The sequence below is a fragment of the Enterobacter cloacae complex sp. Mu1197 genome, assembly GCF_040059225.1.
Taxonomy (GTDB): Bacteria; Pseudomonadota; Gammaproteobacteria; order Enterobacterales; family Enterobacteriaceae; genus Enterobacter; species Enterobacter quasiroggenkampii.
Window position 1 is genome coordinate 381,112 of record NZ_CP157375.1, and the last position, 25,017, is coordinate 406,128.

Below are 25,017 nucleotides of genomic sequence, written 5' to 3' on the forward strand. Positions count from 1 at the left end.
ATTACTCCGCAGGTCTTTGTGTGCCGGATGGCGCTACGCTTATCCGGCCTACGATCCAAAATGTAGGCCCGGTAAGCGCAGCGCCACCGGGCGAAAAGCGTTACTGCACCGCTTTATTCACGCTGGTCATCGCGCCGAGCGCGGCGGTCAGGCGGTCGAGGTCTTCAAGCTGGGCCTGAATCGCGGCCACTTTGCTGGTCTTCTCCTCGTCCTTCAGGCCTTTGTTGTCCTTCACGCCCTGCATCTCTTTAAACAGCGCCAGCTGGCGAATCGGGACCAGCTGCAGGTCGCTTGACGGGCGGAACGGTGCCCAGCCCAGACGTTCGAGGACCGCTTTCTCTTCCGGCGTTTTGCCATAGGTCATAAAGAAGTCGTACACCTTGTCCTTGGTGCTTTCGGACAGGTTTTTACGCCACACGATCGGGTCGCCGGGGATCAGCGGGGATTTCCAGATAACCTTGATCTCTTTCAGCTTGTCCGGTGCGGAGGTCTTCAGCTTGTCGAGGTTCTCGGTGTTGTTGGTGGCAACATCCACCTGCTTGTTGGCCACGGCCAGAGCGTTGGTTTCATGGCTGGCGTTTACCGTGCGCTTGAAGTCGCTGGCAGAGGCGTTGTTTTTGGCGAAGACGTAGTAGCCAGGGACAAGGTAGCCGGAGGTAGAGTTCGGATCGCCGTTGCCGAAGGTCAGCTCTTTGCGTTTGGCGAGCATGTCATTGAGGTTGTTGATCGGGCTGTCTTTGTTGACGATCAGCACGCTCCAGTAGCCCGGGGAGCCATCTGCCGCGACGGTCTGGGCAAAGACCTGGCCGTTCGCGCGGTCCACCGCTTCCATGGCGGAGAGGTTGCCGTACCAGGCGATGTCTACTTTATTAAAGCGCATCCCCTGGATGATGCCTGCATAGTCCGGGGCGAAGAAGGCGTTCACTTTGATCCCCAGTTTGGTTTCCATATCTTTCAGGAACGGTTCCCACTGAGGTTTCAGGTTTTGCTGTGATTCCGTCGAAATAATGCCGAAGTTCAGCGCTTTTTCCTGCTCTTGTGCATACGCCGGGCTTAACAGGGTGCTGAGGCTGAACATGCTGGTAAAGGCCAGCGCGGCAACGGCTTTGTAGCTCATGTACTTTCCTCGGATCGGGTTTAATTAAGCAGCCTGCGCGTTCTCTTCGACGCGGTTAATGCTGCGGTAGAGATGGTCAAAACGTTCGTTATCAAACTGATGGCTCGCGCCATCAAAGAACACGTATCCCTGACGCAGGGCGACGATGCGTTCGCAATAGCGCAGGGCGTAATCCACCTGATGCAGCGTGACCACCACGGTAATGCCGTCGTTCTGGTTAATGTCGCGCAGGGTCTCCATCACGATGCGGGCGGACTCCGGGTCCAGCGAGGCGATGGGTTCGTCAGCAAGAATGATTTGCGCTTTCTGCATCAGCGCGCGCGCAATCGCCACGCGCTGCTGTTGTCCACCGGACAGGGTGGAGACGCGCTGGTGGGCGAAGTGCGCCATGCCGACGCGGGTCAGCGCCTGTAAGGCTTCCTGCTTCTGGGAAGGGGTGAACCAGCGCAGACAGGTGCGCCAGAACGGGGTGCTGCCGAGCGCGCCAATCAGCACGTTCTCCAGCACCGTCAGGCGGTTTACCAGGTTGAACTGCTGGAAGATGTAGCCCGTCTGGGCACGGCTCTTGCGGATATCGCTCGCCAGACGCCCCGCGCGCTGCACGGTATTACCCAGCAGCTCGACGTGGCTTTCCGGCGTTTTATCGCCGGTGATAAGCCCGCTCAAATGGCGCAGAAGGGTGGATTTACCCGAGCCGGAAGGCCCGAGAAGCGCCACCATGTCGCCCTGCCGGACGGTCAGATCAACGGCATGCAGAGCCTTGTTGTGATTGAAGGTCTTGCTCAGTTTCTCGACGCGGATGACAGTTTGCATGTGCTGGGCCTCACGATAAATGTGGCCTCATGCTGGCGCATCAATGTGACATTTGGGTTAAGTGCAGGTTGCGGGAGTTTGAAGAGTTGAGCGGAGTTTGATGACAATCACCGTAGGTCCGGTCAGCGCAGCGCCACCGGCGCTATGGGCGGATGCGCTGCGCGTGTCCTGCCTACGACGTTTGTTGCTTGACGACGTTAATCATCCACGGCACGCCGTATTTGTCGGTGACTTTACCGAAACCGTGCGCCCAGAAGGTCTCCTGCCAGGCCATTTCGATATTCCCGCCATCGGCAAGGTTGTCGAACCAGCGCTTGCCTTCATTGACGTCCTGGGTGTCGAGCACCAGCGTAAAGCCCGCGTACTGCGTGTTACTGCCGGGCGGCATCCCGTCGCTCATCATGATATCGCTGCCCGCAATGCGGACGTTGGAGTGGGCGATAGCCGAATCCGGAAATTGCATACCGGACGGACAGCCTTCATCGCTGTTATCGCTTTTTGGCATTTCGCCGAAGGTAATTTTATAGAGAAGCTCTGCGCCGACGGCTTGCTGGTAGAAGGCGGTGGCCTCAGCGCAGTTGCCGGCGAAAGAGATGTAGGGACTTAATGGCATAATCTTTACCTCACGTAAGAAAAGCCCATTAAGTGTAGTTCCCGAAAGCCCGGCAAGCGAAGCGCCACCGGGCGGGTAAATCAGTTCTTTTTCACGAACTCTGATTTCAGCTTCATTGGACCGAAGCCGTCAATTTTGCAGTCGATATTATGATCGCCTTCAACCAGACGGATATTCTTCACTTTGGTGCCGATTTTCAGCATGGAAGAACTGCCTTTCACCTTCAGGTCCTTAACGACGGTAACGCTGTCACCGTCCGCCAGCAGATTGCCGTTCGCATCTTTCACGATGAGCGCATCAGCATCCTGAGCCGGCTCGGCATCATTCCATTCATGAGCGCATTCCGGGCAGATGAACATGCCATTATCTTCATAGGTGTATTCAGAATTGCATTTTGGGCAGTGTGGAAGTGACATATCGGTATCCTCAAAAGTGTAAACGCGCTGGAAAGTGCCAGCAAAATGACGGCAGGGTGCCGAAAAAGGCGGCAAGTATAACGCAAATCCACACCGTTGTCGGTGATATTGTGAATTAAAAAAGGCAAAAAGCGTATCGGGAGTGACACGTTCTGTCAGTCAGTTAAGCGATGCTTACGCCCATTAACACGGTGGGAAGAAATGACGATAAATATATCGAATATTTTATTGCAGCAAATTGCTACGCTCTGCCATTTCGGATAAGGTGAAGTGACACATTGTTATTTATCGCCGGACTTCACTGCCCTACATATCTTATGGCAGTGGCGCATTACCTCTCTTTTTAGGTGGATAAATAATGATGATATATCCTGAAGTTTCTTAAAAATGGGCTACGCTTTTTTCTTTTGGCTAACGGGCCAGGAGAGAAGCTATACACGCCATGCAAGGATAGTGAATTATTTCTGATTATCTTCAATCAGTTATATTTCGGCGAACATGTTTTCCACACGTGATCATATAAGCCTGAACGACATAATTAAAACAAGTGGCTTAATAAAAGTAATAAATTTGCGTTAAGGAAAGGCTTTTATCATGCACACACAGACCATTTTTGAATTAAGCCAGGAAGCGGAGCGTTTGTTACAGCTTGCCCTGCAAAATCTTGATACGTTGAAATCAATGCCGACTGCAATGCTGGAGAGCACTGCGGCTGCTATTACAGGCGAAACGAACAACGTTTTACCTTTGCATTTTAGCGCGCGCGGCGTCGACGCGCAGCAGGCGATGCTGAATAATGAATTACGGAAAATAACCCGGCTGGAAATGGTCCTGGCCATTGTGGGCACCATGAAAGCGGGGAAATCGACCACCATTAATGCGATTGTGGGTACCGAAGTGCTGCCGAACCGCAATCGTCCGATGACGGCGCTGCCGACGCTGATTCGCCACACGCCGGGCCAGAAGGAGCCGGTGCTGCATTTCTCTCATGCCTCCCCGATTGATGAATTGATTCAACTGCTTCAGAAACAGCTATGCGATTACGATCGCGGGAAGCTGGCCCAACGTCTGGAAATTGATAAAGACATGAATACGCTGCTGGAGCGCATTGAAAAAGGGGAAGCGTTTGAGAAGCATCATCTGGGCGCGCAGCCGATATTTCATTGTCTGAAAAGCCTCAATGACCTGGTGAGACTTTCCCAGGCGCTGGGCGTGGCGTTTCCGTTCTCGGAATATGCGGCTATCGAACATATCCCGGTCATTGAAGTGGAGTTCGTGCATCTTGCGGGCCTGGATGCCCACCTCGGGCAGCTGACGCTGCTCGACACGCCCGGGCCGAACGAGGCCGGACAGCCGCATCTGCAAAAAATGCTCAGCGAGCAACTCTCCCGCGCATCGGCGGTGCTGGCCGTGATGGATTATACCCAGCTTAAATCCATCTCTGATGAAGAAGTCCGCCAGGCCATTTCCGCGGCGGGAAAATCGGTGCCGCTGTATGCGCTGGTGAATAAATTCGATCAGAAAGATCGCAATAGCGACGATGAAGAACAAATCCGGGCGATGATCTCCGGCACCTTAATGAAAGGCAATATTTCTCCGGGCCAGATTTACCCCGTGTCGTCCATGTGGGCGTATCTGGCGAACCGCGCGCGCTACGAGTTGAGTACGCACGGACAACTGCCGGATCATCAGGAGCAACCCTGGGTGCAGGATTTTGCCGAAGCGGCACTCGGACGTCGCTGGCGTACGGCGGACCTGGACGATATCGACCATATCCGACATTCTGCCGATTTGCTCTGGGAAGATTCGCTCTTTGAGCAACCGATACGTAAGCTGATTTACGCCGCCTATGCCAATGCCTCGCTATACGCGCTGCGTTCGGCCTCGCATAAGCTGCTCAACTACGCGCAAAATGCCCGCGAGTATCTCGATTTCCGCTATCAGGGGCTGACGGTGGCCTTTGAGGCGCTGGAGTTGAATATTGCACGTCTGGAAGAGGACATGGCGCTTTTGCAGACGCGTCAGTGCGTGGTGAGCGATGAGGTGAAACACGAGGTTGAGGAAGCGCTGAGCGCTACCGCGGACTTTATCGGGTCCCAAAAAATCGCGCTACACCATGAGATTGACCAGGTGTTCAGCACGCACCCGATTCTTGATTTGCCAGGCACCGACCGGCCGAACCTTCGCGGTGAGGTGCTGAAGCAGCTGGTTCTGGACGATGAAGGGCAGGCGCAGATTGCGCTAAGTAAATTACGCGCCTCCTGCGAGCAGGTAATGCTGGATGCCCAGACGAAGATCGGCCGGGAGCTGGCGTTACGCTTCGATCAGCTGGAGTCCACGCTGGCACGCTCCCTGAACGAAGCCATGCGTCCCATCGAAACGCGTATTAAAGAGCATCTGAGCCATGCGGGTTTTCGGGCACGGATCAGCTTCCCGGCGTTTCAGGCAAGCCAGCTTAACTTCAATACGCGGGCGCTGTTCAACGATGCGATTGCGCAGGACGACAGCCAGGCCGTCCCTCCCTCCGGCGGGAGCAGCATGCGTGAAACGGTCTCTCGTTGGCTCAATAATCCGGGCTGGGGCTGGGACGAGTATGTGGAAACGCGCACGCGGTATGTTATCGACATTGCGCAGCTACATGACAAATTTAAGCAACATATTGATCAGTTTTGTGAACAAATACGTAAAGCTTTGTCCGCGCAGGTCGATGTCTCTGTTACGGCAGGAATGGCGACGTTCTTTGCAGAATTTTCGTTGTGCCTGACCGGGTTACAGGAAAGCTTGCGTGATAGCCTCGCAGTGCGTCAGCAAAATGAGCACTCAACCCGAGCGCTCTGCCAGTTGTTGAAGCAAAGCATCACTACTGCGACGTGGATACAGGAAGATACCCGACTGTTACGCGATGATATTCAAACCCTATTCGCGGCAGAGCAACCATGACAACACCACTACTGGACGGCCCCGGGCGAACGCTGGAGTGTATTAATCCAAAATTTATGGTCGATCTGGTGCAGGGGGGAGACGCGGCGCGTCATCCTCGCCTGGGACCACAGCAGCTGCAGTTTCGTGAGCGTTTGACGCAGGAAATCATGACGCATACCCGGCTACGCCCCTGGGCAATGGCGGGGATGCTCAATGAAAATGCGGGGCTGCGTCTGGGTCTGGCGGAAAAACTGGCCAGCATGCTTGATCCGGGTCATCTCGCGCTGACGCTGATGGCAGAGAAGCTGATTGCGCTGCGTCAGCAGACTCACCCGCGCACCCTGCAGTCCCCTGGACTGACGCAGCAGTACGCCGATCTCGTGTCTCATTTTACCCAACGCGCAGCCTATAAGGAAAAGGCGCTGACCCAGCGCGGCCTGACGGTGCAGGCGGGTGAGCACAGCGAGCAAATTTTTACCCGCTGGCGGGCCGGGCATTATGATGGCTGGTCGCTGGCCGGGCGCTGTTTTATCGTCCTGGAGGAGCTGCGCTGGGGGGCATTTGGCGACGCATGCCGTCTCGCGAACGAAGATGTGGCGGCAATGCTTAAGGATAACCTGCGCAGCATGGCGGCTAACTATCTGGCGCAGGGCATCAATGCCTCCCACACGACCCGCCATTTTTATCACCAGTGGCTGACAACGCCGGCTTCGCCGGGATTGATCGATCATAAAGACATGCTGGGCTGGCTGGGGGACTGGTGTCAGGCGGATAAGCATCCGGTGAGCTGGTCAGTGACGCAAAACTGGCAGACCGTCGCGCTGGGAATGCCGAGGCTCTGTTCGGCAAAACGGCTGGTGGACGGGATGGTGGAAGAGATTTTTGGGTGAATCCCTTCTTCCCCTCACCCTGATCCTCTCCCCGGGGGGAGAGGGAATGGTTTGGTGCGGCGCGTTAATGATTCATTTCAATTGGTTTCGGTTCAGGCTGGGTCTCTTGCATATTCCCGTAGCGTTTCGCATACAGCGCCGTGATGATCGGCACCAGAATCGCGGTGACAATCACGCTGGCGGCAACCAGCGCCGTCGCGGAAGCGGCCACCGGTTCGAAGGCCGGGTTAATCTGGGCAATAATCACCGGGTTGGCGACGGCAGCGCCTGCGGCTGAAGAGGCGGCGACGCCCGCTGTGCCGTTTCCTCCGCCGATCGCGCGGTCGGCAATGATTAGCGGGATACCGGTAATGATAATTACGGCGACACCCAGCACAATACCTAGCAGGCCGGTATCAAGGATAACCTTCAGATTGATGGTGTTCCCCAGCGCGAAGCCGAAGAATGGGATCAGCACCGGCGTGGCTTTGCTGAAGAAATCACGCAGATCGTGATCGAGATTGCCAAGGGCAAAGCCGATCAGGAAGGGCAGGATCGCGCCGACAAAGTGGTGGGGTTCAAAAGACGCCAGGCCAGCAGACCCCAGGATCAGCATCGTCATCAGCGGGCCAGACTCCAGAGACATCAACACAAATGCGCCGGACTCTTCTTTTGTCCCGTACTGATTCATCAGGCTGGCGTACAATCCGCCGTTAGTCATATCCATCGCCGAGACAATCGCCAGGACCGATAATCCTGCGAAGAACCCGGTCTGAATTCCAGTCTCCGGGATGAACATCGCGCATATCATCGCTACTGCCCAGGCTACCGCTATTTTGGTTATTACCAGCGTACCGGATTTCCGTAATACGGTACCCGTCGCCCGCAAATTAATTGATGCACCGATACAAAAAAACCAGACGGCAAGAATCGGAACCGTGCCCGTTATCATGCCTTTTGTGAAACCGCCAAAATAAGCCCCGGTATCAGGGGCAAGGGTATTCAGGATGGCGCCCAGTACCAGCGGAACCAGCATCATACCGCCGGGTATGCGTTCTATCGTGGCTTTAATCTTCATAGACAATCCTCACATCTGACCCCGCATGACGGGCGATCGGTGCTAAAAATTAGTCAATAAATTCAATTGATTGGCGTTTGTGCTTGAGGGGCGTTTCTCGATAACCCTGCAAGTAAAATAAAAGTGTGCTCTCGATTGACCTCATTGGAAAACACATGAAACGTTGTATTCGGATTTATCATGCGATCAATGGAATATTGATTCAATGAAAATAAAACATCGTTTTAGTTATCTTTGTCACATATTCAATGTAAAAACATCGATGGCTTCCTGATGATGAAAATTTATGTAAATTGGATGTGAGGAAACGTGGTTTGTTTTTTTGTTGAGAAAGAACTCATGATGTGTGTGAAGGGGCTCTAAAGGCGGGGATGAGATAGTGCTTATTTGCACTCATTGACAAATCCGGGAACGAGTTGACCTGACGCTGAAATATATGTGAAGTTGATCACAAATATAAACGCTGGTAGGGTAAAAAGGTCATTAACTGCCCAGGCAGGCGTCAACAGGTTCGGTTGTATCGACGTAAAACGTCAATGTAAGTAAACCTGCTACGCTTGAATAAGGCGATTCGCATGGAGCGGATCCCATGGTTCACAGAACGTAAACTGGACTGTGAAACAGACAGGGCCGAGTCAACGAGGATAGCTATGCTGAGAAGGAAAAAGATTAAACCCATCACGCTTCGCGATGTCACCATTATTGATGACGCAAAACTGCGTAAAGCGATTACCGCAGCCTCGCTCGGTAATGCGATGGAATGGTTCGATTTTGGTGTCTACGGCTTTGTGGCCTATGCGTTAGGTAAAGTGTTTTTCCCCGGGGCCGATCCCAGCCTGCAGATGATTGCCGCACTGGGTACGTTCTCCGTCCCCTTCCTGATTCGCCCGCTGGGTGGTCTGTTCTTCGGTATGCTCGGTGATAAATATGGTCGTCAGAAGATCCTGGCTATCACCATCGTCATTATGTCGATCAGTACATTCTGTATCGGTCTTATCCCGTCTTACGCCACCATCGGCATTTGGGCACCGATTCTGCTGCTGATCTGTAAGATGGCGCAGGGCTTCTCCGTGGGCGGTGAATATACCGGCGCCTCGATCTTTGTTGCCGAGTATTCCCCTGACCGTAAGCGCGGCTTTATGGGAAGCTGGCTGGACTTCGGCTCCATTGCCGGGTTCGTTCTGGGCGCGGGCGTGGTGGTGCTGATTTCAACCGTAGTGGGGGAAGCGAACTTCCTCGACTGGGGCTGGCGTATCCCGTTCTTCCTGGCACTGCCGCTGGGGATCATTGGTCTCTACCTGCGTCATGCGCTTGAAGAGACGCCTGCGTTCCAGCAGCACGTCGATAAGCTGGAACAGGGTGACCGTGAAGGGCTGCAGGATGGTCCGAAGGTATCGTTCAAAGAGATTGCCACTAAGCACTGGCGCAGCCTGCTGACCTGTATTGGTCTGGTGATTTCGACCAACGTGACCTACTACATGCTGCTGACCTACATGCCGAGCTATCTGTCGCATAACCTGCATTACTCGGAAGATCACGGTGTGCTGATTATTATCGCCATCATGGTCGGTATGCTGTTTGTGCAGCCGATTATGGGCCTGTTGAGTGACCGTTTTGGCCGTCGACCGTTCATTATTCTGGGAAGCGTTGCGCTGTTTGCGCTGGCAATCCCGGCATTTATTCTGATTAACAGCGATGTGCTGGGGCTGATTTTTGCCGGTCTGCTGATGCTGGCGGTGATCCTTAACTGCTTTATCGGGGTGATGGCCTCAACGCTGCCCGCGATGTTCCCGACCCACATTCGCTACAGCGCGCTGGCCGCGGCCTTTAACATCTCGGTACTGATTGCCGGTCTGACCCCGACGCTTGCCGCCTCGCTGGTGGAGAGCACGCAGAACCTGATGATGCCGGCTTATTACCTGATGGTGATCGCGGTGATTGGTTTGATTACCGGTATTACCATGAAGGAGACGGCGAATCGTCCTCTGAAAGGCGCCACGCCTGCGGCATCGGATATTCAGGAGGCGAAAGAGATCCTGCGTGAGCACTACGATAATGTAGAGCAGAAGATTGAGGATATTGACGCCGAGATTGAAGAGCTGCAGAAAAAACGCTCCCGACTGGTGGATCAGCATCCACGCATCAACGAGTAATAAAGAAACCCGCCAACGGCGGGTTTTCTTTTATTAGCATCCGGCGGCGATGTAGTCGCCATTGGCACTGATGGGGATCACCGTCAGGAACAGCACCGTCGCGAACAGGATCAGGATTATCCCTCCGGCTATTTTGACTGCCGGCACCAGCCAGCTTAATGAGGCGCTTTCTCCGAACCAGGTCACCGTACGTTCGCGGGCGTACCGTACAGCCAGGGAAAGCCCCACAATAGAGAGCGCGGTTCCCAGAGACATGGTCATGACTGCGGCCACTCCCCAGGTAACAATACCCAGCGCGTTCGAGAACATCAGAATCATGATCGCCCCGCTGCACGGACGTGCCCCAATTGCCAGAATCACGCCCAGACGGGTTTTCCAGTCGCCCTGCGTCAGGTCCGTGCCTACGCCGTGATGGCCGCAGCCACAGTGTTCGTCGTGCTGATGAAGCGGCTTAATGGCAGAGACAGACATCCTGCGCGGGCGCAGACTCTTCAGCGCCTGGTAAATGACAAATGCGCCGAATGCGCCAATAAGCACTGCGCTGATCTTCTCCACGTACCAGCGGCTGGTACTGATATCCCCTGAAGCGAGGTTGAACCCTACCGCCAGAATAAAGACAAACAGAATGGCGCTGACGCCCTGCATCAGGCAACCCAGGAAGGGGACGACCCGGGCGGCCAGCTCGCTTTCCTTATTGGTGGTCAGATAGGTCGTCACAATGAATTTTCCGTGCCCGGGTCCGATGGCGTGAAGGACACCATAAAGGAAAGCCCCCGTTAACAGCCATAACCCACCGCTGTACTGGTGGTTATTCAGCTGCAGCAGGTACATCACCAGATAACGGTGCAGGGTAATTTGCGTGGCAAGACACCACTGGATAAAGGCGTTCCAGTGCGCATGTAGGGTAAAACCGGCAAAGAGAATTGCCAGCAGCATCAACCCAGCGGTAGGGAGACGCCAGTCACGGGTGAGGTGTTGTGTGGTCATGAAGCGGCCTGCACAGAGGAGAGTATTTGCCGCTAGTATAGTTGATCTTCCCGCTCAATTCGTTGGATCGCTTCCGGATCTGTGCATGATTGTGGATAACTTTGTGCATAAAAGGGTATAAGGCGGGGTTTTGCTGGGGAATGCAGCAGTCAGTCATTTTTTTGCAACTTTTCGGTTGCGGTCGTTCGGGAACTCCCTATAATGCGCCTCCATCGACACGGCGGATGTGAATCACTTCACAGACAACGCGGTCGGTTGAAGAGAAAAAATCCTGAAATAACGGGTTGACTCTGAAAGAGGAAAGCGTAATATACGCCACCTCGCAACGGTGAGCGAAAGCCGCGTTGCACTGCTCTTTAACAATTTATCAGACAATCTGTGTGGGCACTCAAAGTGACATGGATTCTTAATGTCTTCGGACAATAAATGAATACCAAGTCTCTGAGTGAACATGCGTAATTCATTACGAAGTTTAATTCACGAGCATCAAACTTAAATTGAAGAGTTTGATCATGGCTCAGATTGAACGCTGGCGGCAGGCCTAACACATGCAAGTCGAGCGGCAGCGGAAAGTAGCTTGCTACTTTGCCGGCGAGCGGCGGACGGGTGAGTAATGTCTGGGAAACTGCCTGATGGAGGGGGATAACTACTGGAAACGGTAGCTAATACCGCATAACGTCGCAAGACCAAAGAGGGGGACCTTAGGGCCTCTTGCCATCAGATGTGCCCAGATGGGATTAGCTAGTAGGTGGGGTAACGGCTCACCTAGGCGACGATCCCTAGCTGGTCTGAGAGGATGACCAGCCACACTGGAACTGAGACACGGTCCAGACTCCTACGGGAGGCAGCAGTGGGGAATATTGCACAATGGGCGCAAGCCTGATGCAGCCATGCCGCGTGTATGAAGAAGGCCTTCGGGTTGTAAAGTACTTTCAGCGGGGAGGAAGGCGGTGAGGTTAATAACCTCATCGATTGACGTTACCCGCAGAAGAAGCACCGGCTAACTCCGTGCCAGCAGCCGCGGTAATACGGAGGGTGCAAGCGTTAATCGGAATTACTGGGCGTAAAGCGCACGCAGGCGGTCTGTCAAGTCGGATGTGAAATCCCCGGGCTCAACCTGGGAACTGCATTCGAAACTGGCAGGCTAGAGTCTTGTAGAGGGGGGTAGAATTCCAGGTGTAGCGGTGAAATGCGTAGAGATCTGGAGGAATACCGGTGGCGAAGGCGGCCCCCTGGACAAAGACTGACGCTCAGGTGCGAAAGCGTGGGGAGCAAACAGGATTAGATACCCTGGTAGTCCACGCCGTAAACGATGTCGACTTGGAGGTTGTTCCCTTGAGGAGTGGCTTCCGGAGCTAACGCGTTAAGTCGACCGCCTGGGGAGTACGGCCGCAAGGTTAAAACTCAAATGAATTGACGGGGGCCCGCACAAGCGGTGGAGCATGTGGTTTAATTCGATGCAACGCGAAGAACCTTACCTACTCTTGACATCCAGAGAACTTTCCAGAGATGGATTGGTGCCTTCGGGAACTCTGAGACAGGTGCTGCATGGCTGTCGTCAGCTCGTGTTGTGAAATGTTGGGTTAAGTCCCGCAACGAGCGCAACCCTTATCCTTTGTTGCCAGCGGTTAGGCCGGGAACTCAAAGGAGACTGCCAGTGATAAACTGGAGGAAGGTGGGGATGACGTCAAGTCATCATGGCCCTTACGAGTAGGGCTACACACGTGCTACAATGGCGCATACAAAGAGAAGCGACCTCGCGAGAGCAAGCGGACCTCATAAAGTGCGTCGTAGTCCGGATTGGAGTCTGCAACTCGACTCCATGAAGTCGGAATCGCTAGTAATCGTAGATCAGAATGCTACGGTGAATACGTTCCCGGGCCTTGTACACACCGCCCGTCACACCATGGGAGTGGGTTGCAAAAGAAGTAGGTAGCTTAACCTTCGGGAGGGCGCTTACCACTTTGTGATTCATGACTGGGGTGAAGTCGTAACAAGGTAACCGTAGGGGAACCTGCGGTTGGATCACCTCCTTACCTTAAAGAACCTGCCTTTGCAGTGCTCACACAGATTGTCTGATGAAAAGTAAATAGCAAGGCGTCTTGCGATTGAGACTTCAGTGTCCCCTTCGTCTAGAGGCCCAGGACACCGCCCTTTCACGGCGGTAACAGGGGTTCGAATCCCCTAGGGGACGCCACTTGCTGGTTCGTGAGTGAAAGTCACCTGCCGTCATATCTCAAAACTGACTTGCGAGTCATGTTTGAGATATTTGCTCTTTAAAAATCTGGATCAAGCTGAAAATTGAAACGACACATCTTAAATGGTGTGTTCGAGTCTCTCAAATTTTCGCAATCATGAAGTGAAACATCTTCGGGTTGTGAGGTTAAGCGACTAAGCGTACACGGTGGATGCCCTGGCAGTCAGAGGCGATGAAGGACGTGCTAATCTGCGAAAAGCGCCGGCGAGGTGATATGAACCTTTGACCCGGCGATGTCCGAATGGGGAAACCCAGTGTGTTCCGACACACTATCGTTAACTGAATACATAGGTTAACGAGGCGAACCGGGGGAACTGAAACATCTAAGTACCCCGAGGAAAAGAAATCAACCGAGATTCCCCCAGTAGCGGCGAGCGAACGGGGAGCAGCCCAGAGTCTGAATCAGCTTGTGTGTTAGTGGAAGCGTCTGGAAAGTCGCACGGTACAGGGTGACAGTCCCGTACACGAAAATGCACAGGTTGTGAACTCGAAGAGTAGGGCGGGACACGTGGTATCCTGTCTGAATATGGGGGGACCATCCTCCAAGGCTAAATACTCCTGACTGACCGATAGTGAACCAGTACCGTGAGGGAAAGGCGAAAAGAACCCCGGCGAGGGGAGTGAAAAAGAACCTGAAACCGTGTACGTACAAGCAGTGGGAGCACCTTCGTGGTGTGACTGCGTACCTTTTGTATAATGGGTCAGCGACTTATATTCTGTAGCAAGGTTAACCGTATAGGGGAGCCGAAGGGAAACCGAGTCTTAACTGGGCGTTAAGTTGCAGGGTATAGACCCGAAACCCGGTGATCTAGCCATGGGCAGGTTGAAGGTTGGGTAACACTAACTGGAGGACCGAACCGACTAATGTTGAAAAATTAGCGGATGACTTGTGGCTGGGGGTGAAAGGCCAATCAAACCGGGAGATAGCTGGTTCTCCCCGAAAGCTATTTAGGTAGCGCCTCGTGAACTCATCTTCGGGGGTAGAGCACTGTTTCGGCTAGGGGGCCATCCCGGCTTACCAACCCGATGCAAACTACGAATACCGAAGAATGTTATCACGGGAGACACACGGCGGGTGCTAACGTCCGTCGTGAAGAGGGAAACAACCCAGACCGCCAGCTAAGGTCCCAAAGTCATGGTTAAGTGGGAAACGATGTGGGAAGGCACAGACAGCCAGGATGTTGGCTTAGAAGCAGCCATCATTTAAAGAAAGCGTAATAGCTCACTGGTCGAGTCGGCCTGCGCGGAAGATGTAACGGGGCTAAACCATGCACCGAAGCTGCGGCAGCGACGCTTATGCGTTGTTGGGTAGGGGAGCGTTCTGTAAGCCGTTGAAGGTGTGCTGTGAGGCATGCTGGAGGTATCAGAAGTGCGAATGCTGACATAAGTAACGATAAAGCGGGTGAAAAGCCCGCTCGCCGGAAGACCAAGGGTTCCTGTCCAACGTTAATCGGGGCAGGGTGAGTCGACCCCTAAGGCGAGGCCGAAAGGCGTAGTCGATGGGAAACAGGTTAATATTCCTGTACTTGGTGTTACTGCGAAGGGGGGACGGAGAAGGCTATGTTAGCCGGGCGACGGTTGTCCCGGTTTAAGCATGTAGGCGGAGGTTCCAGGTAAATCCGGTACCTTTTAACGCTGAGGTGTGATGACGAGGCACTACGGTGCTGAAGTAACAAATGCCCTGCTTCCAGGAAAAGCCTCTAAGCATCAGGTAACATCAAATCGTACCCCAAACCGACACAGGTGGTCAGGTAGAGAATACCAAGGCGCTTGAGAGAACTCGGGTGAAGGAACTAGGCAAAATGGTGCCGTAACTTCGGGAGAAGGCACGCTGATATGTAGGTGAAGCCCCTGCGGGTGGAGCTGAAATCAGTCGAAGATACCAGCTGGCTGCAACTGTTTATTAAAAACACAGCACTGTGCAAACACGAAAGTGGACGTATACGGTGTGACGCCTGCCCGGTGCCGGAAGGTTAATTGATGGGGTTAGCGGCAACGCGAAGCTCTTGATCGAAGCCCCGGTAAACGGCGGCCGTAACTATAACGGTCCTAAGGTAGCGAAATTCCTTGTCGGGTAAGTTCCGACCTGCACGAATGGCGTAATGATGGCCAGGCTGTCTCCACCCGAGACTCAGTGAAATTGAACTCGCTGTGAAGATGCAGTGTACCCGCGGCAAGACGGAAAGACCCCGTGAACCTTTACTATAGCTTGACACTGAACACTGGTCCTTGATGTGTAGGATAGGTGGGAGGCTTTGAAGCGTGGACGCCAGTCTGCGTGGAGCCGTCCTTGAAATACCACCCTTTAATGGCTGGTGTTCTAACGTAGACCCGTAATCCGGGTTGCGGACAGTGTCTGGTGGGTAGTTTGACTGGGGCGGTCTCCTCCCAAAGAGTAACGGAGGAGCACGAAGGTTAGCTAATCCTGGTCGGACATCAGGAGGTTAGTGCAATGGCATAAGCTAGCTTGACTGCGAGAGTGACGGCTCGAGCAGGTGCGAAAGCAGGTCATAGTGATCCGGTGGTTCTGAATGGAAGGGCCATCGCTCAACGGATAAAAGGTACTCCGGGGATAACAGGCTGATACCGCCCAAGAGTTCATATCGACGGCGGTGTTTGGCACCTCGATGTCGGCTCATCACATCCTGGGGCTGAAGTAGGTCCCAAGGGTATGGCTGTTCGCCATTTAAAGTGGTACGCGAGCTGGGTTTAGAACGTCGTGAGACAGTTCGGTCCCTATCTGCCGTGGGCGCTGGAGAATTGAGGGGGGCTGCTCCTAGTACGAGAGGACCGGAGTGGACGCATCACTGGTGTTCGGGTTGTCATGCCAATGGCACTGCCCGGTAGCTAAATGCGGAAAAGATAAGTGCTGAAAGCATCTAAGCACGAAACTTGCCCCGAGATGAGTTCTCCCTGAGACTTTAAGTCTCCTGAAGGAACGTTGAAGACGACGACGTTGATAGGTCGGGTGTGTAAGCGCAGCGATGCGTTGAGCTAACCGATACTAATGAACCGTGAGGCTTAACCTTACAACGCCGAAGATGTTTTGGCGACGAGACGAACAATCAAAATTCAGCCTTGATACAGATTAAACAGAATTTGCCTGGCGGCTTTAGCGCGGTGGTCCCACCTGACCCCATGCCGAACTCAGAAGTGAAACGCCGTAGCGCCGATGGTAGTGTGGGGTCTCCCCATGTGAGAGTAGGGAACTGCCAGGCATCAATTAAGAAGAACCCCGTACCGTAAGGTGCGGGGTTTTTTGCTTTGCACGCCAGAAAACATGCCGGATGACGGCTTCGCCTTATCCGGCCTACAAAACCTGCAGGCCCGGTAAGCGCAGCGCCACCGGGCATGGCAGACCGCACGATCCCACGGTAAAAAGAAGCAAGAATACTAAAGAAGGGATTTATAAACGCAGAAAAGCAAAAACCCAGCCATAGGCTGGGTTCTTTAAATAGTGGTGCCCGGACTCGGAATCGAACCAAGGACACGGGGATTTTCAATCCCCTGCTCTACCGACTGAGCTATCCGGGCAACGGAGCGCATTAAACCGCAATCGCGCCTTATCGTCAACATTATTTCGGGAAAAGCTGTTCAATTGCTTAACTTTGCGGCAATCTGATGGTTTACGCGTCGAATAGGGCAAATTTAACAGGCTCGCTTACGTCAACGCCCCGCCCATACGGCACTGAGCAAAGCGCAGAATATCTTCCGCCAGTCGGTGCGCCGTATCCACGTCGGCCTGGCTACGGTTCACCAGCATGCGGCTCAGGCAGCCCTCCAGCACCAGCTCCATCTGTTTCGCCACCATTGCCGGGTCATCCACTTCAAGACGGGTCAGCAGCTCGTGAGTGAAGTCATGCGCTGCCCGTTTTTGCTGATCCGCCAACTGGTGGACAGGATGGTCGGGATCGGGATAGAACGTACAGGCTGCAATAAACAGGCAGCCCGGATAGCGGTTGTTGCTGACACATTCCGTCAGGGCGGTATAGCGCGCCAGCAGCTTTTGTTCCGCAGTCAGTTCTTCATTCAGCATCAGCTGCCTGCGCCAGATATCAACCTGCTGGCTGAGATAGCGTAGAGCATCATAAACGAGCGCCTCTTTATCCGGCCAGAAGCGCTTAAGATCATCCAGGGGGTAATCGATACGGTCGGCTACCATCTCAAGCGTGGTGCTGGCGATCCCATAAATCTCAAGTAATTGCAGGGCTTGTCCCAGTACGTCTTCGCGTTGCACGGTTGTCTCCTCCGCTATTCCCAACGGTGTGTTACGTTTACAGTGTTGTTTACGGTTGGCGATTGCGCAAATGCGCGCTGAATGCCGCGGCATCCATAAAGCCGGTTACACGCTGTTCTGGCTGCTCCTGCCCCTGTTGATTGAAGAACAGGATGGTTGGCAGCCCGAGCACGTTAAGCTGCTTCAGCAGAGCCTTATCCTGCGCATTATTGGCGGTTACGTTCGCCTGGAGCAGAACAGTCTCTTTCAGGGCGTTTTGTACCTGAGGATCGCTAAAGGTGTATTTTTCAAACTCTTTGCAGGCGACGCACCAGTCGGCATAGAGATCGAGCATCACCGGCTTGCCTTTTGCCTGTGCGAGCGCGGTGTTGAGCTCATCAACGTTCTTAATCTGGATGAAGTTCAGATGCGCCTGCGTCTGGCCGACCGGCGAGCCGAACGCCCAGTCCTGAAGAGGACGCACGCTCACCAGCGCGGCGGCGAGCAGGAGGATTTGCACCAGCCGCATCCACGCTTTTTTGGCCCCCAGACTGACGATAAACGCCCAGGAGAAGAACGCTACGCCGAGCATCGCCCACAGGCGAGAGCCCCATACGTCACCCGTAATGCGTTCCAGCAGGAACACCGGCAGCGCCAGAATCACAAAACCAAATGCGGTTTTCACCGTCTCCATCCACGGGCCGCTCTTCGGCAGAAGTCGATTGCCGAAAACCGTAACCAGAATCAGCGGCAGGCCCATGCCCAGCGCGTAAAGGTACAGCGTACCGCCGCCAAGCCACAGATTGCCGCTCTGGGCAATATAGAGCAGGATGGCGCTCAGCGGTGCGGTGGTGCAAGGGGAGCAAATCAGTCCGGCGATGGCCCCCATCATAAACACGCCGCCTGCCGAACCACCCTGCTGGCGATTACTCATCAGCGTTAAGCGGGTTTGCAGAGCTGACGGTAACTGCAGCGTGAACAGGCCAAACATCGACAGTGCCAGCAGGATAAATATCGCCGACAGGCCAATCAGCACATAAGGGTGCTGAAGTGCGGCCTGGAACTGCAACCCGGCAGCGGCGACCACAAGGCCGAGTGCCGTGTAGGTCAGCGCCATACCCTGCACGTAAATAAAGGCCAGCAGCAGCGCGCGGGCGGTGGAAAGGCGCTGTTTGCCGCCCAGCACAATCCCAGAGATGAGTGGATACATCGGCAGCACGCACGGCGTAAAGGCAATGCCGATACCGATCAGCAAGGCCCACAGCGCGGAGAACGGAAGGTCAGCGGGAGCTTCACGCTTCTCGCCTGAAGGAAGAGGGGGAACCGTGGCAGAGGCTTTCACCTCACTAAGCGGAACCACCTTTGTTTCAGGTGGATAGCAGAATCCGGCATCCGCGCACCCCTGATAGGTCACCGTCAGGGTCGCACCTTTATCCGCCTGATTCACCGTAACAGGCACGCTCAGGTGCTGGCGATAGATTTCGCTTTTGCCGTAAAACTCATCTTCATGCCACTCGCCAGAGGGCATCTGTAAAGCGCCCACGCTGGCCTGAGCAGGCGTAATGCTGACCTGCTTGCGATAGAGGTAATAGCCCTCTTTCACCTGCCAGTTAAGCGTAAGGACATGCTGGTTTTGCTGAAAATCGAAAACAAACGCCCGATCGGCAGGAATGAAGTTCGAACGGCCGGGCGCGTCAAACAACCCGGCAAATACTGATGTGCTGCACAGCAGCAGGATCAGCGTAAGGAAGCGTTGAGCCATGAGAGATAGTCGTTATCGCCATGAACCACTGGCAGGACCAGCAGCTCCGGGGTTTGGTAAGGATGATGAGATTTGAGGCAGTCCAGGAGTGCCTGCTGATTCGCCAGATTGGTTTTGAGCAACATCTGGACTTCGTACTCTTGCTCCAGCTTACCTTCCCAGTAGTAAAGAGAAGTCGCGCCGGGGAGGAGCGTGACGCAGGCTGCCAGTTTTTCGGCCAGCACTTTGGCGGCGAGTTCCTGGGCAGAGGCTTCATCAGGGGCGGTACACAGTACGACAACGGCATCAGGCGTGTTCACAAGTCGACCTCCTCATCACGAAAGGTTTCACTATATCACGCAAGGCGGTTGGTCATTAATGAAACGGGCCGCAGAGCGGCCCGATTTTAACTATTTTTACAACCGGGAACGGTTTACAGCACCACGCCACCGATGATAAAGCCGAGGATCACGCAGAGTGAAATGGCGACCACGCCCGGGATCAGGAACGCATGGTTAAACACATACTTACCGATACGGGTTGAGCCGGTGTCGTCCATCTCAACGGCCGCCAACAAGGTTGGGTAGGTAGGCAGCACGAACAGGGCAGAAACAGCAGCAAACGAGGCGATAGCGGTTAACGGGGTGACGCCCAGCATCAGAGCCGCAGGCATCAGCGCTTTGGTGGTCGCTGCCTGAGAGTAAAGCAGGGTAGCCGCAAAGAACAGCACGACCGCCAGCAGCCATGGGTAGTTATGCAGCAGGTCGCCTGCTACGGTCTGAATGTCGCTAATGTGCGCTTTCACGAAGGTATCACCGAGCCACGCTACACCCAGCACGCACACGCAGGCGCTCATACCGGATTTGAAGGTGCTGGCGTTCAGCACTTCGCTGGTGTCAATTTTACAGGTGATGCTAATCAGCGTTGCGATGGTCAGCATGAACACCACAATCGCTTCGTTACGCGGCAGGACCGGGTTCTGGATCAGCCCCACGGTATCGCTGATGGCGGTCGCATAGAACATGACAGCGACAATCCCAATCAGGAACAGCAGCACGGAGCGTTTTGCATGTGGCTTCAGTTCGAAGACCTGGCTGCCGCGCAGGCTCACTTCACCTTTTGCCAGACGCTCCTGATAAACCGGATCGTCTTTCAGTTCAGCGCCGAGGAAGTTGCACAGCACAGCGGTAATCATCACCGCAATCAGCGTCACCGGGATACAGATCGCCAGCAGCGTCAGGTAGCTCACGCCCATCGGCTCCAGGATACCGGCGAAGAAGACCACCGCCGCGGAAATCGGCGAGGCGGTAATGGCGATCTGGGACGCGACGACCGCAATAGAGAGCGGACGCGATGGACGAATACCCTGTTCTTTCGCCACTTCGGTAATCACCGGTAACGTGGAGAAAGCGGTGTGGCCAGTACCGGCGAGAATGGTCATAAACCAGGTCACCAGCGGAGCAAGGAAGGTAATGTATTTAGGGTGGCGGCGTAGCATGCGCTCCGCCAGGCTTACCAGGTAGTCCATACCGCCTGCCACCTGCATGGCGGCAATAGCGGCAATAACAGCCATGATGATTTCGATAACATCGAACGGGATAGCGCCGGGTTTAATCTGAAAGATAAGGGTAAGAACGAGCACTCCAAGACCGCCGGCAAAACCGATGCCGATACCCCCGAGTCGTGCTCCCAAATAAATCGCCAACAAGACGATGACGAGTTCTGCTCCAAACATAAGGACCTGCCTTGCTTATTAACAAGTTGATATTGAATTGTTGTATTTTGGTAACGCCTAAAAAGAAAAAAGGCACGTCACAAGTGACGTGCCTTAAGAAGCCTAGCCTGAACGGTTACTGTTCGCTTTCATCGGTATATCGTTTCGCTTTATATGCCGGGTGCATCAGGTTTTGGGCCGAGAAGATATCGTCCAGCTCGGCTTCGGTCAACAGCCCGCGCTCCAGCACCACTTCACGCACGCTCTTACCGGTTTCGGCACAAATCTTACCGACGATGTCGCCGTTGTGGTGGCCGATGAACGGGTTGAGGTAGGTGACGATCCCGATGGAGTTATACACATAACCTTCACAAACTTCTTTATTCGCCGTGATGCCGTTAATGCATTTTTCCAGCAGGTTGTAGCAGGCGTTGGTCAGAATGTGGATAGATTCAAACATCGCCTGGCCAATTACCGGCTCCATCACGTTCAGCTGCAGCTGACCCGCTTCAGAGGCCATGGTCACGGTCGTATCGTTACCGATGACTTTAAAGCAAACCTGATTCACCACTTCTGGCACGACCGGGTTCACTTTGGCCGGCATGATGGATGAACCCGCCTGCAGTTCTGGCAGGTTGATTTCATTCAGGCCAGCGCGCGGACCGGAAGAGAGCAGGCGCAGGTCGTTACAGATTTTGGACAGTTTCACCGCCAGACGTTTCAGCGCGCTGTGTACCATGACGTAGGCGCCGCAGTCGGAGGTCGCTTCAATCAGGTCTTCTGCAGGCACAACCGGCAGGTTGGACACTTCAGCCAGCTTCTGTACCGCCAGTTGCTGATAGCCATCCGGGGTGTTCAGACGCGTACCGATGGCGGTGGCGCCCAGGTTCACTTCCAGCAGCAGCTCGGAGGTACGCAGCAGGTTTTTGGTCTCTTCGTTCAGCAGTACATTAAACGCGTGGAATTCCTGACCGAGGGTCATCGGCACCGCATCCTGCAGCTGGGTACGACCCATTTTCAGAATGTCCTGGAACTCAACCGCTTTACGCTGGAAGCCATCGCCCAGCTGGTTGATCGCATCCACCAGTTTCACCACGGAGGCATACACCGCAATTCGGAAGCCGGTTGGGTAGGCGTCGTTGGTGGACTGGCATTTGTTGACGTGGTCATTCGGGTTCAGGTACTGGTATTCACCTTTCTGGTGACCCATCAGCTCCAGGCCAATGTTTGCCAGTACTTCGTTAGTATTCATGTTGACGGAAGTGCCCGCGCCGCCCTGATAGACGTCAACCGGGAACTGATCCATGCATTTGCCGTTGTTCAGCACTTCATCGCAGGCCGCGATAATCGCATTTGCCGCGCTTTTAGGAATGGTTTGCAGCTCTTTGTTGGCCAGGGCTGCGGCTTTCTTCACCATCACCATGCCACGAACAAACTCAGGGATGTCGCTGATTTTGCTGTTGCTGATGTAGAAGTTTTCAATCGCTCTCAGAGTGTGGACACCGTAGTAGGCATCCGCTGGAACTTCCCTGGTACCCAACAAGTCTTCTTCGATACGAATGTTGTTTAACATGTGAACCTTCTTTTCAAGCTGCCGATGGATTGCACTAAACACACAGTATTTATGTGGTTTTGAATATTTTCTGGCCGACGATTATTCCCTCAATCAGCCAGATACTCGAGATCATATGCTGATGATAGCGAATTGCCGTAAGCTGGATCACTTATTATCGAGCCGATTCCATGATAATTATTAATCTGTGAAATGGGTCACCGCTTTAATATTTCCAAAAAAAATATCCGTGCAAACTGATTGAATTTTCGCTAACCGTCACCATCTCATACAAACGCGCGTCGCGAACACATTCAGACAGGGGCCCGATGGCCTCTGCCACACAGGAGATGCCAGTGCGCTGGATACCGTTTATTGCTTTCTTTCTCTATGTTTACATTGAGATTTCCATTTTCATCCAGGTTGCCCATGTGCTGGGCGTCCTGCTGACGTTGATTCTGGTGATTTTCACCTCCGTCATCGGCATGTCGCTGGTGCGTAATCAGGGTTTCAAAAATTTCCTGATAATGCAGCAGAAGATGGCCGCAGGCGAAAGCCCGGCGGAAGAGATGATCAAAAGCGTGTCGTTGATTATTGCGGGGCTGCTGCTGATTCTGCCCGGGTTCTTCACCGATTTCCTCGGCCTTCTGCTGCTTCTTCCGCCGGTGCAAAAGCACCTGACCATGAAGCTGCTGCCGCATCTGCGCTTTAGCCGTATGCCCGGCGGTGGGTTCAGCACCGGGCCTGGCGACACGTTTGAAGGGGAATATCAGCGTAAGGATGAACAGCACGACCGTCTGGATCACAAAGACGATCGGTGATTTTGTTGCCCGGTGGCGCTTCGCTTACCGGGCCTACTAAAGCGCCAGCCACAACACCGCCAGCATGACGATGGCATACATGCTCTTCCATCCCACCATCGCCAGCAACAGCAGGCACAGCAGCCCCCCAACAACCGCCAGTGCTTTATAACGGCCTTTCAGCAAACGGCAGCCCGCCAGCATACACAGCAGGTAGATCATAATAAAAATGCCGTTGGCATAGACGAGCAGCGTATCCAGATTGATCTTCAGGGCGTAAATGCACAGTGTACTCAGTACGCAGCAGCCCAGTACGGCATTCAGGGCATTCAGCGGCAGCTGGCGTTTAGACAGGCGCGCGAGGCGGTTATCAGGTTTATCCAGCGCCTGCGACCACACCAGACGGGCAAAGCTCTGGATATAAATGTTGAGGCTGGCAAAACAGGCCAGATAGCCGATGACGCAGGCAATCCACAGCGCTTTCACACCAAACAGTTCAACCACGATACCCGGCAGCGATGCCGCGGCGGCGAGATCCGCGCCGAACGCGTGGAAGTGCAGTACCAGCACGGTACACGCCCAGTAGACCGTACCCGCCAGCAGCAGGCCAATCATCAGCGCGCGAGGGAAATCACGTTCAGGCTGCTTAAATTCCGACGCCAGATGGGCAAAGGCTTCCAGACCGACAAAACACCAGAACATGACGGAGAGCGCGGCAAAAAGCTGCGCGTGGTCGATGTCTGTTACCGCCGGGAAGGGAATCTCCTTTACAGTGATATCGCCCGCCCACCAGATAGCGGCCACAAGCGCGACAATCAGCACCGCAACCAGCGTCTGCAGGTTGGCGCTGGAGCTGGCGCCGCGTGAGCCCACCCACCAGACGATAGCCAGCGTCCCCAGCTCGGCCAGCAACAGCTGCTCGTGATGCCAGCCAAACAGCGCCTGCCCAAAACCTGTCGCAATATGCAGCGCCGCCGGGAGGCCAACCGGAATGACGGAGAGAAACAGCCAGCCGGTCACTCGCTCCATCCGTGCGCCAAAGGCCAGGCCGACAAAGTGCGCCACGCCGCCCGCGCTGGGGAAATGCCGCCCCAGGATGGCAAACACAATGGCTATCGGGAAAACCAGTACAATCAACACCGGCCACGCCCACAGGCTGTTATTTCCTGCCACCAGCGCCGCCAGTGCGGGTACGGCAAACACGCCCGTACCTAACAAGGAGGTTGAGAGCAGGCCAACGCCCTGCGCCAGCCCCAACTCCTGCTTGAGTCCACTCATTGACATCGCCCTGCCAATACCAAAAGAGAGGCGATGGTAACACTTTCGCAAATTTTTTTTTCAACTCCCCCTTGAAGGGGTAAAAAGCTATCCCCATCTCTCAGGGCACTAGTCGGAAAACCGCATGCGGGCCGGCGTCATCCATAACTGATAATGACTTTCTCAAAGGAGAGCTATCAATGAGTATTCGTCCGTTACATGATCGTGTGATCGTCAAACGTAAAGAAGTTGAAACCAAGTCTGCTGGCGGCATCGTTCTGACCGGTTCTGCAGCAGCCAAATCAACGCGTGGCGAAATCATCGCTGTCGGTAAGGGCCGCATCCTGGAAAACGGAACTGTGCAGCCGCTGGACGTTAAAGTTGGTGACATCGTAATTTTCAACGATGGCTACGGCGTGAAATCCGAGAAGATCGACAATGAAGAAGTGTTGATCATGTCCGAGAGCGACATTCTGGCAATTGTTGAAGCGTAATTTACGCACGAGAATTTG

Annotated in this window: 17 protein-coding genes, 2 tRNA genes and 3 rRNA genes; 9 read left to right on the forward strand and 13 right to left on the reverse strand. The window is 54.2% G+C overall.

Annotation, left to right across the window (positions count from 1 at the left end; translation table 11 throughout):
- Positions 1 to 100: 100 nt before the first annotated feature.
- The 4 genes from phnD to ABFV38_RS01785 form a co-directional block, all read right to left on the reverse strand.
- Positions 101 to 1,117: a phosphonate ABC transporter substrate-binding protein gene (gene phnD, locus ABFV38_RS01770; protein ID WP_024906756.1), complete on the reverse strand. Its 1,017-nt coding sequence runs from the start codon at positions 1,115 to 1,117 to the stop codon at positions 101 to 103.
- A 24-nt stretch (positions 1,118 to 1,141) separates the two neighbouring features.
- Positions 1,142 to 1,930 (reverse strand): phosphonate ABC transporter ATP-binding protein, encoded by a 789-nt coding sequence (gene phnC / locus ABFV38_RS01775; RefSeq protein WP_348958292.1) that lies wholly within the window; start codon positions 1,928 to 1,930, stop codon positions 1,142 to 1,144.
- Between the two features lie 172 nt (positions 1,931 to 2,102).
- Complete coding sequence (gene yjdN / locus ABFV38_RS01780; RefSeq protein ID WP_348958293.1) at positions 2,103 to 2,543, reverse strand: VOC family metalloprotein YjdN; 441 nt, start codon at positions 2,541 to 2,543, stop codon at positions 2,103 to 2,105.
- Positions 2,544 to 2,623: 80 nt separating this feature from the next.
- On the reverse strand, positions 2,624 to 2,959 hold the full coding sequence (locus tag ABFV38_RS01785; protein ID WP_008500067.1) for a zinc ribbon domain-containing protein YjdM: 336 nt from the start codon (positions 2,957 to 2,959) through the stop codon (positions 2,624 to 2,626).
- Between the two features lie 594 nt (positions 2,960 to 3,553).
- On the opposite strand from ABFV38_RS01785, the gene crfC reads away from it, so the two are divergent.
- Positions 3,554 to 5,899 (forward strand): clamp-binding protein CrfC, encoded by a 2,346-nt coding sequence (gene crfC / locus ABFV38_RS01790; RefSeq protein WP_348958295.1) that lies wholly within the window; start codon positions 3,554 to 3,556, stop codon positions 5,897 to 5,899.
- A complete protein-coding gene (locus ABFV38_RS01795) occupies positions 5,896 to 6,771 on the forward strand; it encodes a diguanylate cyclase regulator RdcB family protein (protein WP_348958296.1) in 876 nt (291 codons plus the stop codon). The genes crfC and ABFV38_RS01795 overlap by 4 nt, the downstream gene beginning before the upstream one ends.
- 64 nt (positions 6,772 to 6,835) lie before the next feature.
- On the opposite strand, the gene kdgT is transcribed toward ABFV38_RS01795, so the two are convergent.
- Positions 6,836 to 7,828 (reverse strand): 2-keto-3-deoxygluconate transporter, encoded by a 993-nt coding sequence (kdgT, locus tag ABFV38_RS01800; RefSeq protein ID WP_104949615.1) that lies wholly within the window; start codon positions 7,826 to 7,828, stop codon positions 6,836 to 6,838.
- 650 nt (positions 7,829 to 8,478) lie between these two features.
- Between kdgT and proP the strand changes: the two genes are divergently transcribed.
- Complete coding sequence (proP, locus tag ABFV38_RS01805; RefSeq protein ID WP_024906762.1) at positions 8,479 to 9,981, forward strand: glycine betaine/L-proline transporter ProP; 1,503 nt, start codon at positions 8,479 to 8,481, stop codon at positions 9,979 to 9,981.
- Positions 9,982 to 10,014: 33 nt separating this feature from the next.
- Here the strand turns inward: proP and ABFV38_RS01810 are convergent, their stop codons facing one another.
- Positions 10,015 to 10,968 (reverse strand): nickel/cobalt transporter, encoded by a 954-nt coding sequence (locus tag ABFV38_RS01810; protein ID WP_348958298.1) that lies wholly within the window; start codon positions 10,966 to 10,968, stop codon positions 10,015 to 10,017.
- A 494-nt stretch (positions 10,969 to 11,462) separates the two neighbouring features.
- Here ABFV38_RS01810 and ABFV38_RS01815 point away from each other — a divergent pair.
- The 4 genes from ABFV38_RS01815 (at position 11,463) to rrf (ending at position 16,443) form a co-directional block, all read left to right on the forward strand.
- Positions 11,463 to 13,004 (forward strand): 16S ribosomal RNA (locus ABFV38_RS01815).
- A gap of 85 nt (positions 13,005 to 13,089) precedes the next feature.
- A tRNA-Glu gene (locus tag ABFV38_RS01820) sits at positions 13,090 to 13,165 on the forward strand.
- A gap of 184 nt (positions 13,166 to 13,349) precedes the next feature.
- Positions 13,350 to 16,254 (forward strand): 23S ribosomal RNA (locus tag ABFV38_RS01825).
- Between the two features lie 73 nt (positions 16,255 to 16,327).
- A 5S ribosomal RNA gene (rrf, locus tag ABFV38_RS01830) occupies positions 16,328 to 16,443 on the forward strand.
- Together the 16S, 23S and 5S rRNA genes with 1 tRNA gene alongside form the textbook arrangement of a ribosomal RNA operon.
- A gap of 240 nt (positions 16,444 to 16,683) precedes the next feature.
- Here rrf and ABFV38_RS01835 read toward each other — a convergent pair.
- The 6 genes from ABFV38_RS01835 to aspA all read right to left on the reverse strand — a co-directional run bounded on the left by ABFV38_RS01835 (position 16,684) and on the right by aspA (position 22,469).
- Positions 16,684 to 16,759 (reverse strand) — tRNA-Phe (locus ABFV38_RS01835).
- A gap of 127 nt (positions 16,760 to 16,886) precedes the next feature.
- Positions 16,887 to 17,462 carry a transcriptional regulator gene (locus ABFV38_RS01840; protein WP_021240733.1) on the reverse strand — a complete coding sequence of 192 codons (576 nt, stop codon included), beginning with the start codon at positions 17,460 to 17,462 and terminating at the stop codon, positions 16,887 to 16,889.
- Positions 17,463 to 17,511: 49 nt separating this feature from the next.
- Complete coding sequence (locus tag ABFV38_RS01845; RefSeq protein WP_348958300.1) at positions 17,512 to 19,203, reverse strand: protein-disulfide reductase DsbD; 1,692 nt, start codon at positions 19,201 to 19,203, stop codon at positions 17,512 to 17,514.
- Positions 19,179 to 19,502 carry a divalent cation tolerance protein CutA gene (gene cutA / locus ABFV38_RS01850; RefSeq protein WP_235403272.1) on the reverse strand — a complete coding sequence of 108 codons (324 nt, stop codon included), beginning with the start codon at positions 19,500 to 19,502 and terminating at the stop codon, positions 19,179 to 19,181. The genes ABFV38_RS01845 and cutA overlap by 25 nt, the downstream gene beginning before the upstream one ends.
- A 113-nt stretch (positions 19,503 to 19,615) precedes the next feature.
- On the reverse strand, positions 19,616 to 20,917 hold the full coding sequence (locus ABFV38_RS01855) for an anaerobic C4-dicarboxylate transporter (RefSeq protein ID WP_024907357.1): 1,302 nt from the start codon (positions 20,915 to 20,917) through the stop codon (positions 19,616 to 19,618).
- 115 nt (positions 20,918 to 21,032) lie between these two features.
- Positions 21,033 to 22,469, reverse strand: coding sequence for an aspartate ammonia-lyase (gene aspA, locus ABFV38_RS01860; protein WP_003855923.1), 1,437 nt, complete (start codon positions 22,467 to 22,469; stop codon positions 21,033 to 21,035).
- A gap of 335 nt (positions 22,470 to 22,804) precedes the next feature.
- Here aspA and ABFV38_RS01865 point away from each other — a divergent pair, with 335 nt between their 5' ends.
- Positions 22,805 to 23,269 carry an FxsA family protein gene (locus ABFV38_RS01865; protein ID WP_023616652.1) on the forward strand — a complete coding sequence of 155 codons (465 nt, stop codon included), beginning with the start codon at positions 22,805 to 22,807 and terminating at the stop codon, positions 23,267 to 23,269.
- A gap of 36 nt (positions 23,270 to 23,305) precedes the next feature.
- Here ABFV38_RS01865 and yjeH read toward each other — a convergent pair whose 3' ends face one another.
- Positions 23,306 to 24,526 (reverse strand): L-methionine/branched-chain amino acid transporter, encoded by a 1,221-nt coding sequence (gene yjeH / locus ABFV38_RS01870; protein ID WP_234084467.1) that lies wholly within the window; start codon positions 24,524 to 24,526, stop codon positions 23,306 to 23,308.
- A 179-nt stretch (positions 24,527 to 24,705) separates the two neighbouring features.
- Here yjeH and ABFV38_RS01875 point away from each other — a divergent pair, with 179 nt between their 5' ends.
- On the forward strand, positions 24,706 to 24,999 hold the full coding sequence (locus tag ABFV38_RS01875; protein ID WP_003855929.1) for a co-chaperone GroES: 294 nt from the start codon (positions 24,706 to 24,708) through the stop codon (positions 24,997 to 24,999).
- Positions 25,000 to 25,017 lie beyond the last annotated feature (18 nt).

Coding starts and splice junctions, on each gene's coding strand:
- ABFV38_RS01795 (WP_348958296.1), top strand. CDS start 5,896: ATGACAACACCACTACTGGACGGCCCCGGGCGAACGCTGGAGTGTATT.
- aspA (WP_003855923.1), bottom strand. CDS start 22,469: ATGTTAAACAACATTCGTATCGAAGAAGACTTGTTGGGTACCAGGGAA.
- crfC (WP_348958295.1), top strand. CDS start 3,554: ATGCACACACAGACCATTTTTGAATTAAGCCAGGAAGCGGAGCGTTTG.
- yjeH (WP_234084467.1), bottom strand. CDS start 24,526: ATGAGTGGACTCAAGCAGGAGTTGGGGCTGGCGCAGGGCGTTGGCCTG.
- phnD (WP_024906756.1), bottom strand. CDS start 1,117: ATGAGCTACAAAGCCGTTGCCGCGCTGGCCTTTACCAGCATGTTCAGC.
- ABFV38_RS01785 (WP_008500067.1), bottom strand. CDS start 2,959: ATGTCACTTCCACACTGCCCAAAATGCAATTCTGAATACACCTATGAA.
- kdgT (WP_104949615.1), bottom strand. CDS start 7,828: ATGAAGATTAAAGCCACGATAGAACGCATACCCGGCGGTATGATGCTG.
- ABFV38_RS01875 (WP_003855929.1), top strand. CDS start 24,706: ATGAGTATTCGTCCGTTACATGATCGTGTGATCGTCAAACGTAAAGAA.
- yjdN (WP_348958293.1), bottom strand. CDS start 2,543: ATGCCATTAAGTCCCTACATCTCTTTCGCCGGCAACTGCGCTGAGGCC.
- ABFV38_RS01810 (WP_348958298.1), bottom strand. CDS start 10,968: ATGACCACACAACACCTCACCCGTGACTGGCGTCTCCCTACCGCTGGG.
- ABFV38_RS01845 (WP_348958300.1), bottom strand. CDS start 19,203: ATGGCTCAACGCTTCCTTACGCTGATCCTGCTGCTGTGCAGCACATCA.
- proP (WP_024906762.1), top strand. CDS start 8,479: ATGCTGAGAAGGAAAAAGATTAAACCCATCACGCTTCGCGATGTCACC.
- ABFV38_RS01855 (WP_024907357.1), bottom strand. CDS start 20,917: ATGTTTGGAGCAGAACTCGTCATCGTCTTGTTGGCGATTTATTTGGGA.
- phnC (WP_348958292.1), bottom strand. CDS start 1,930: ATGCAAACTGTCATCCGCGTCGAGAAACTGAGCAAGACCTTCAATCAC.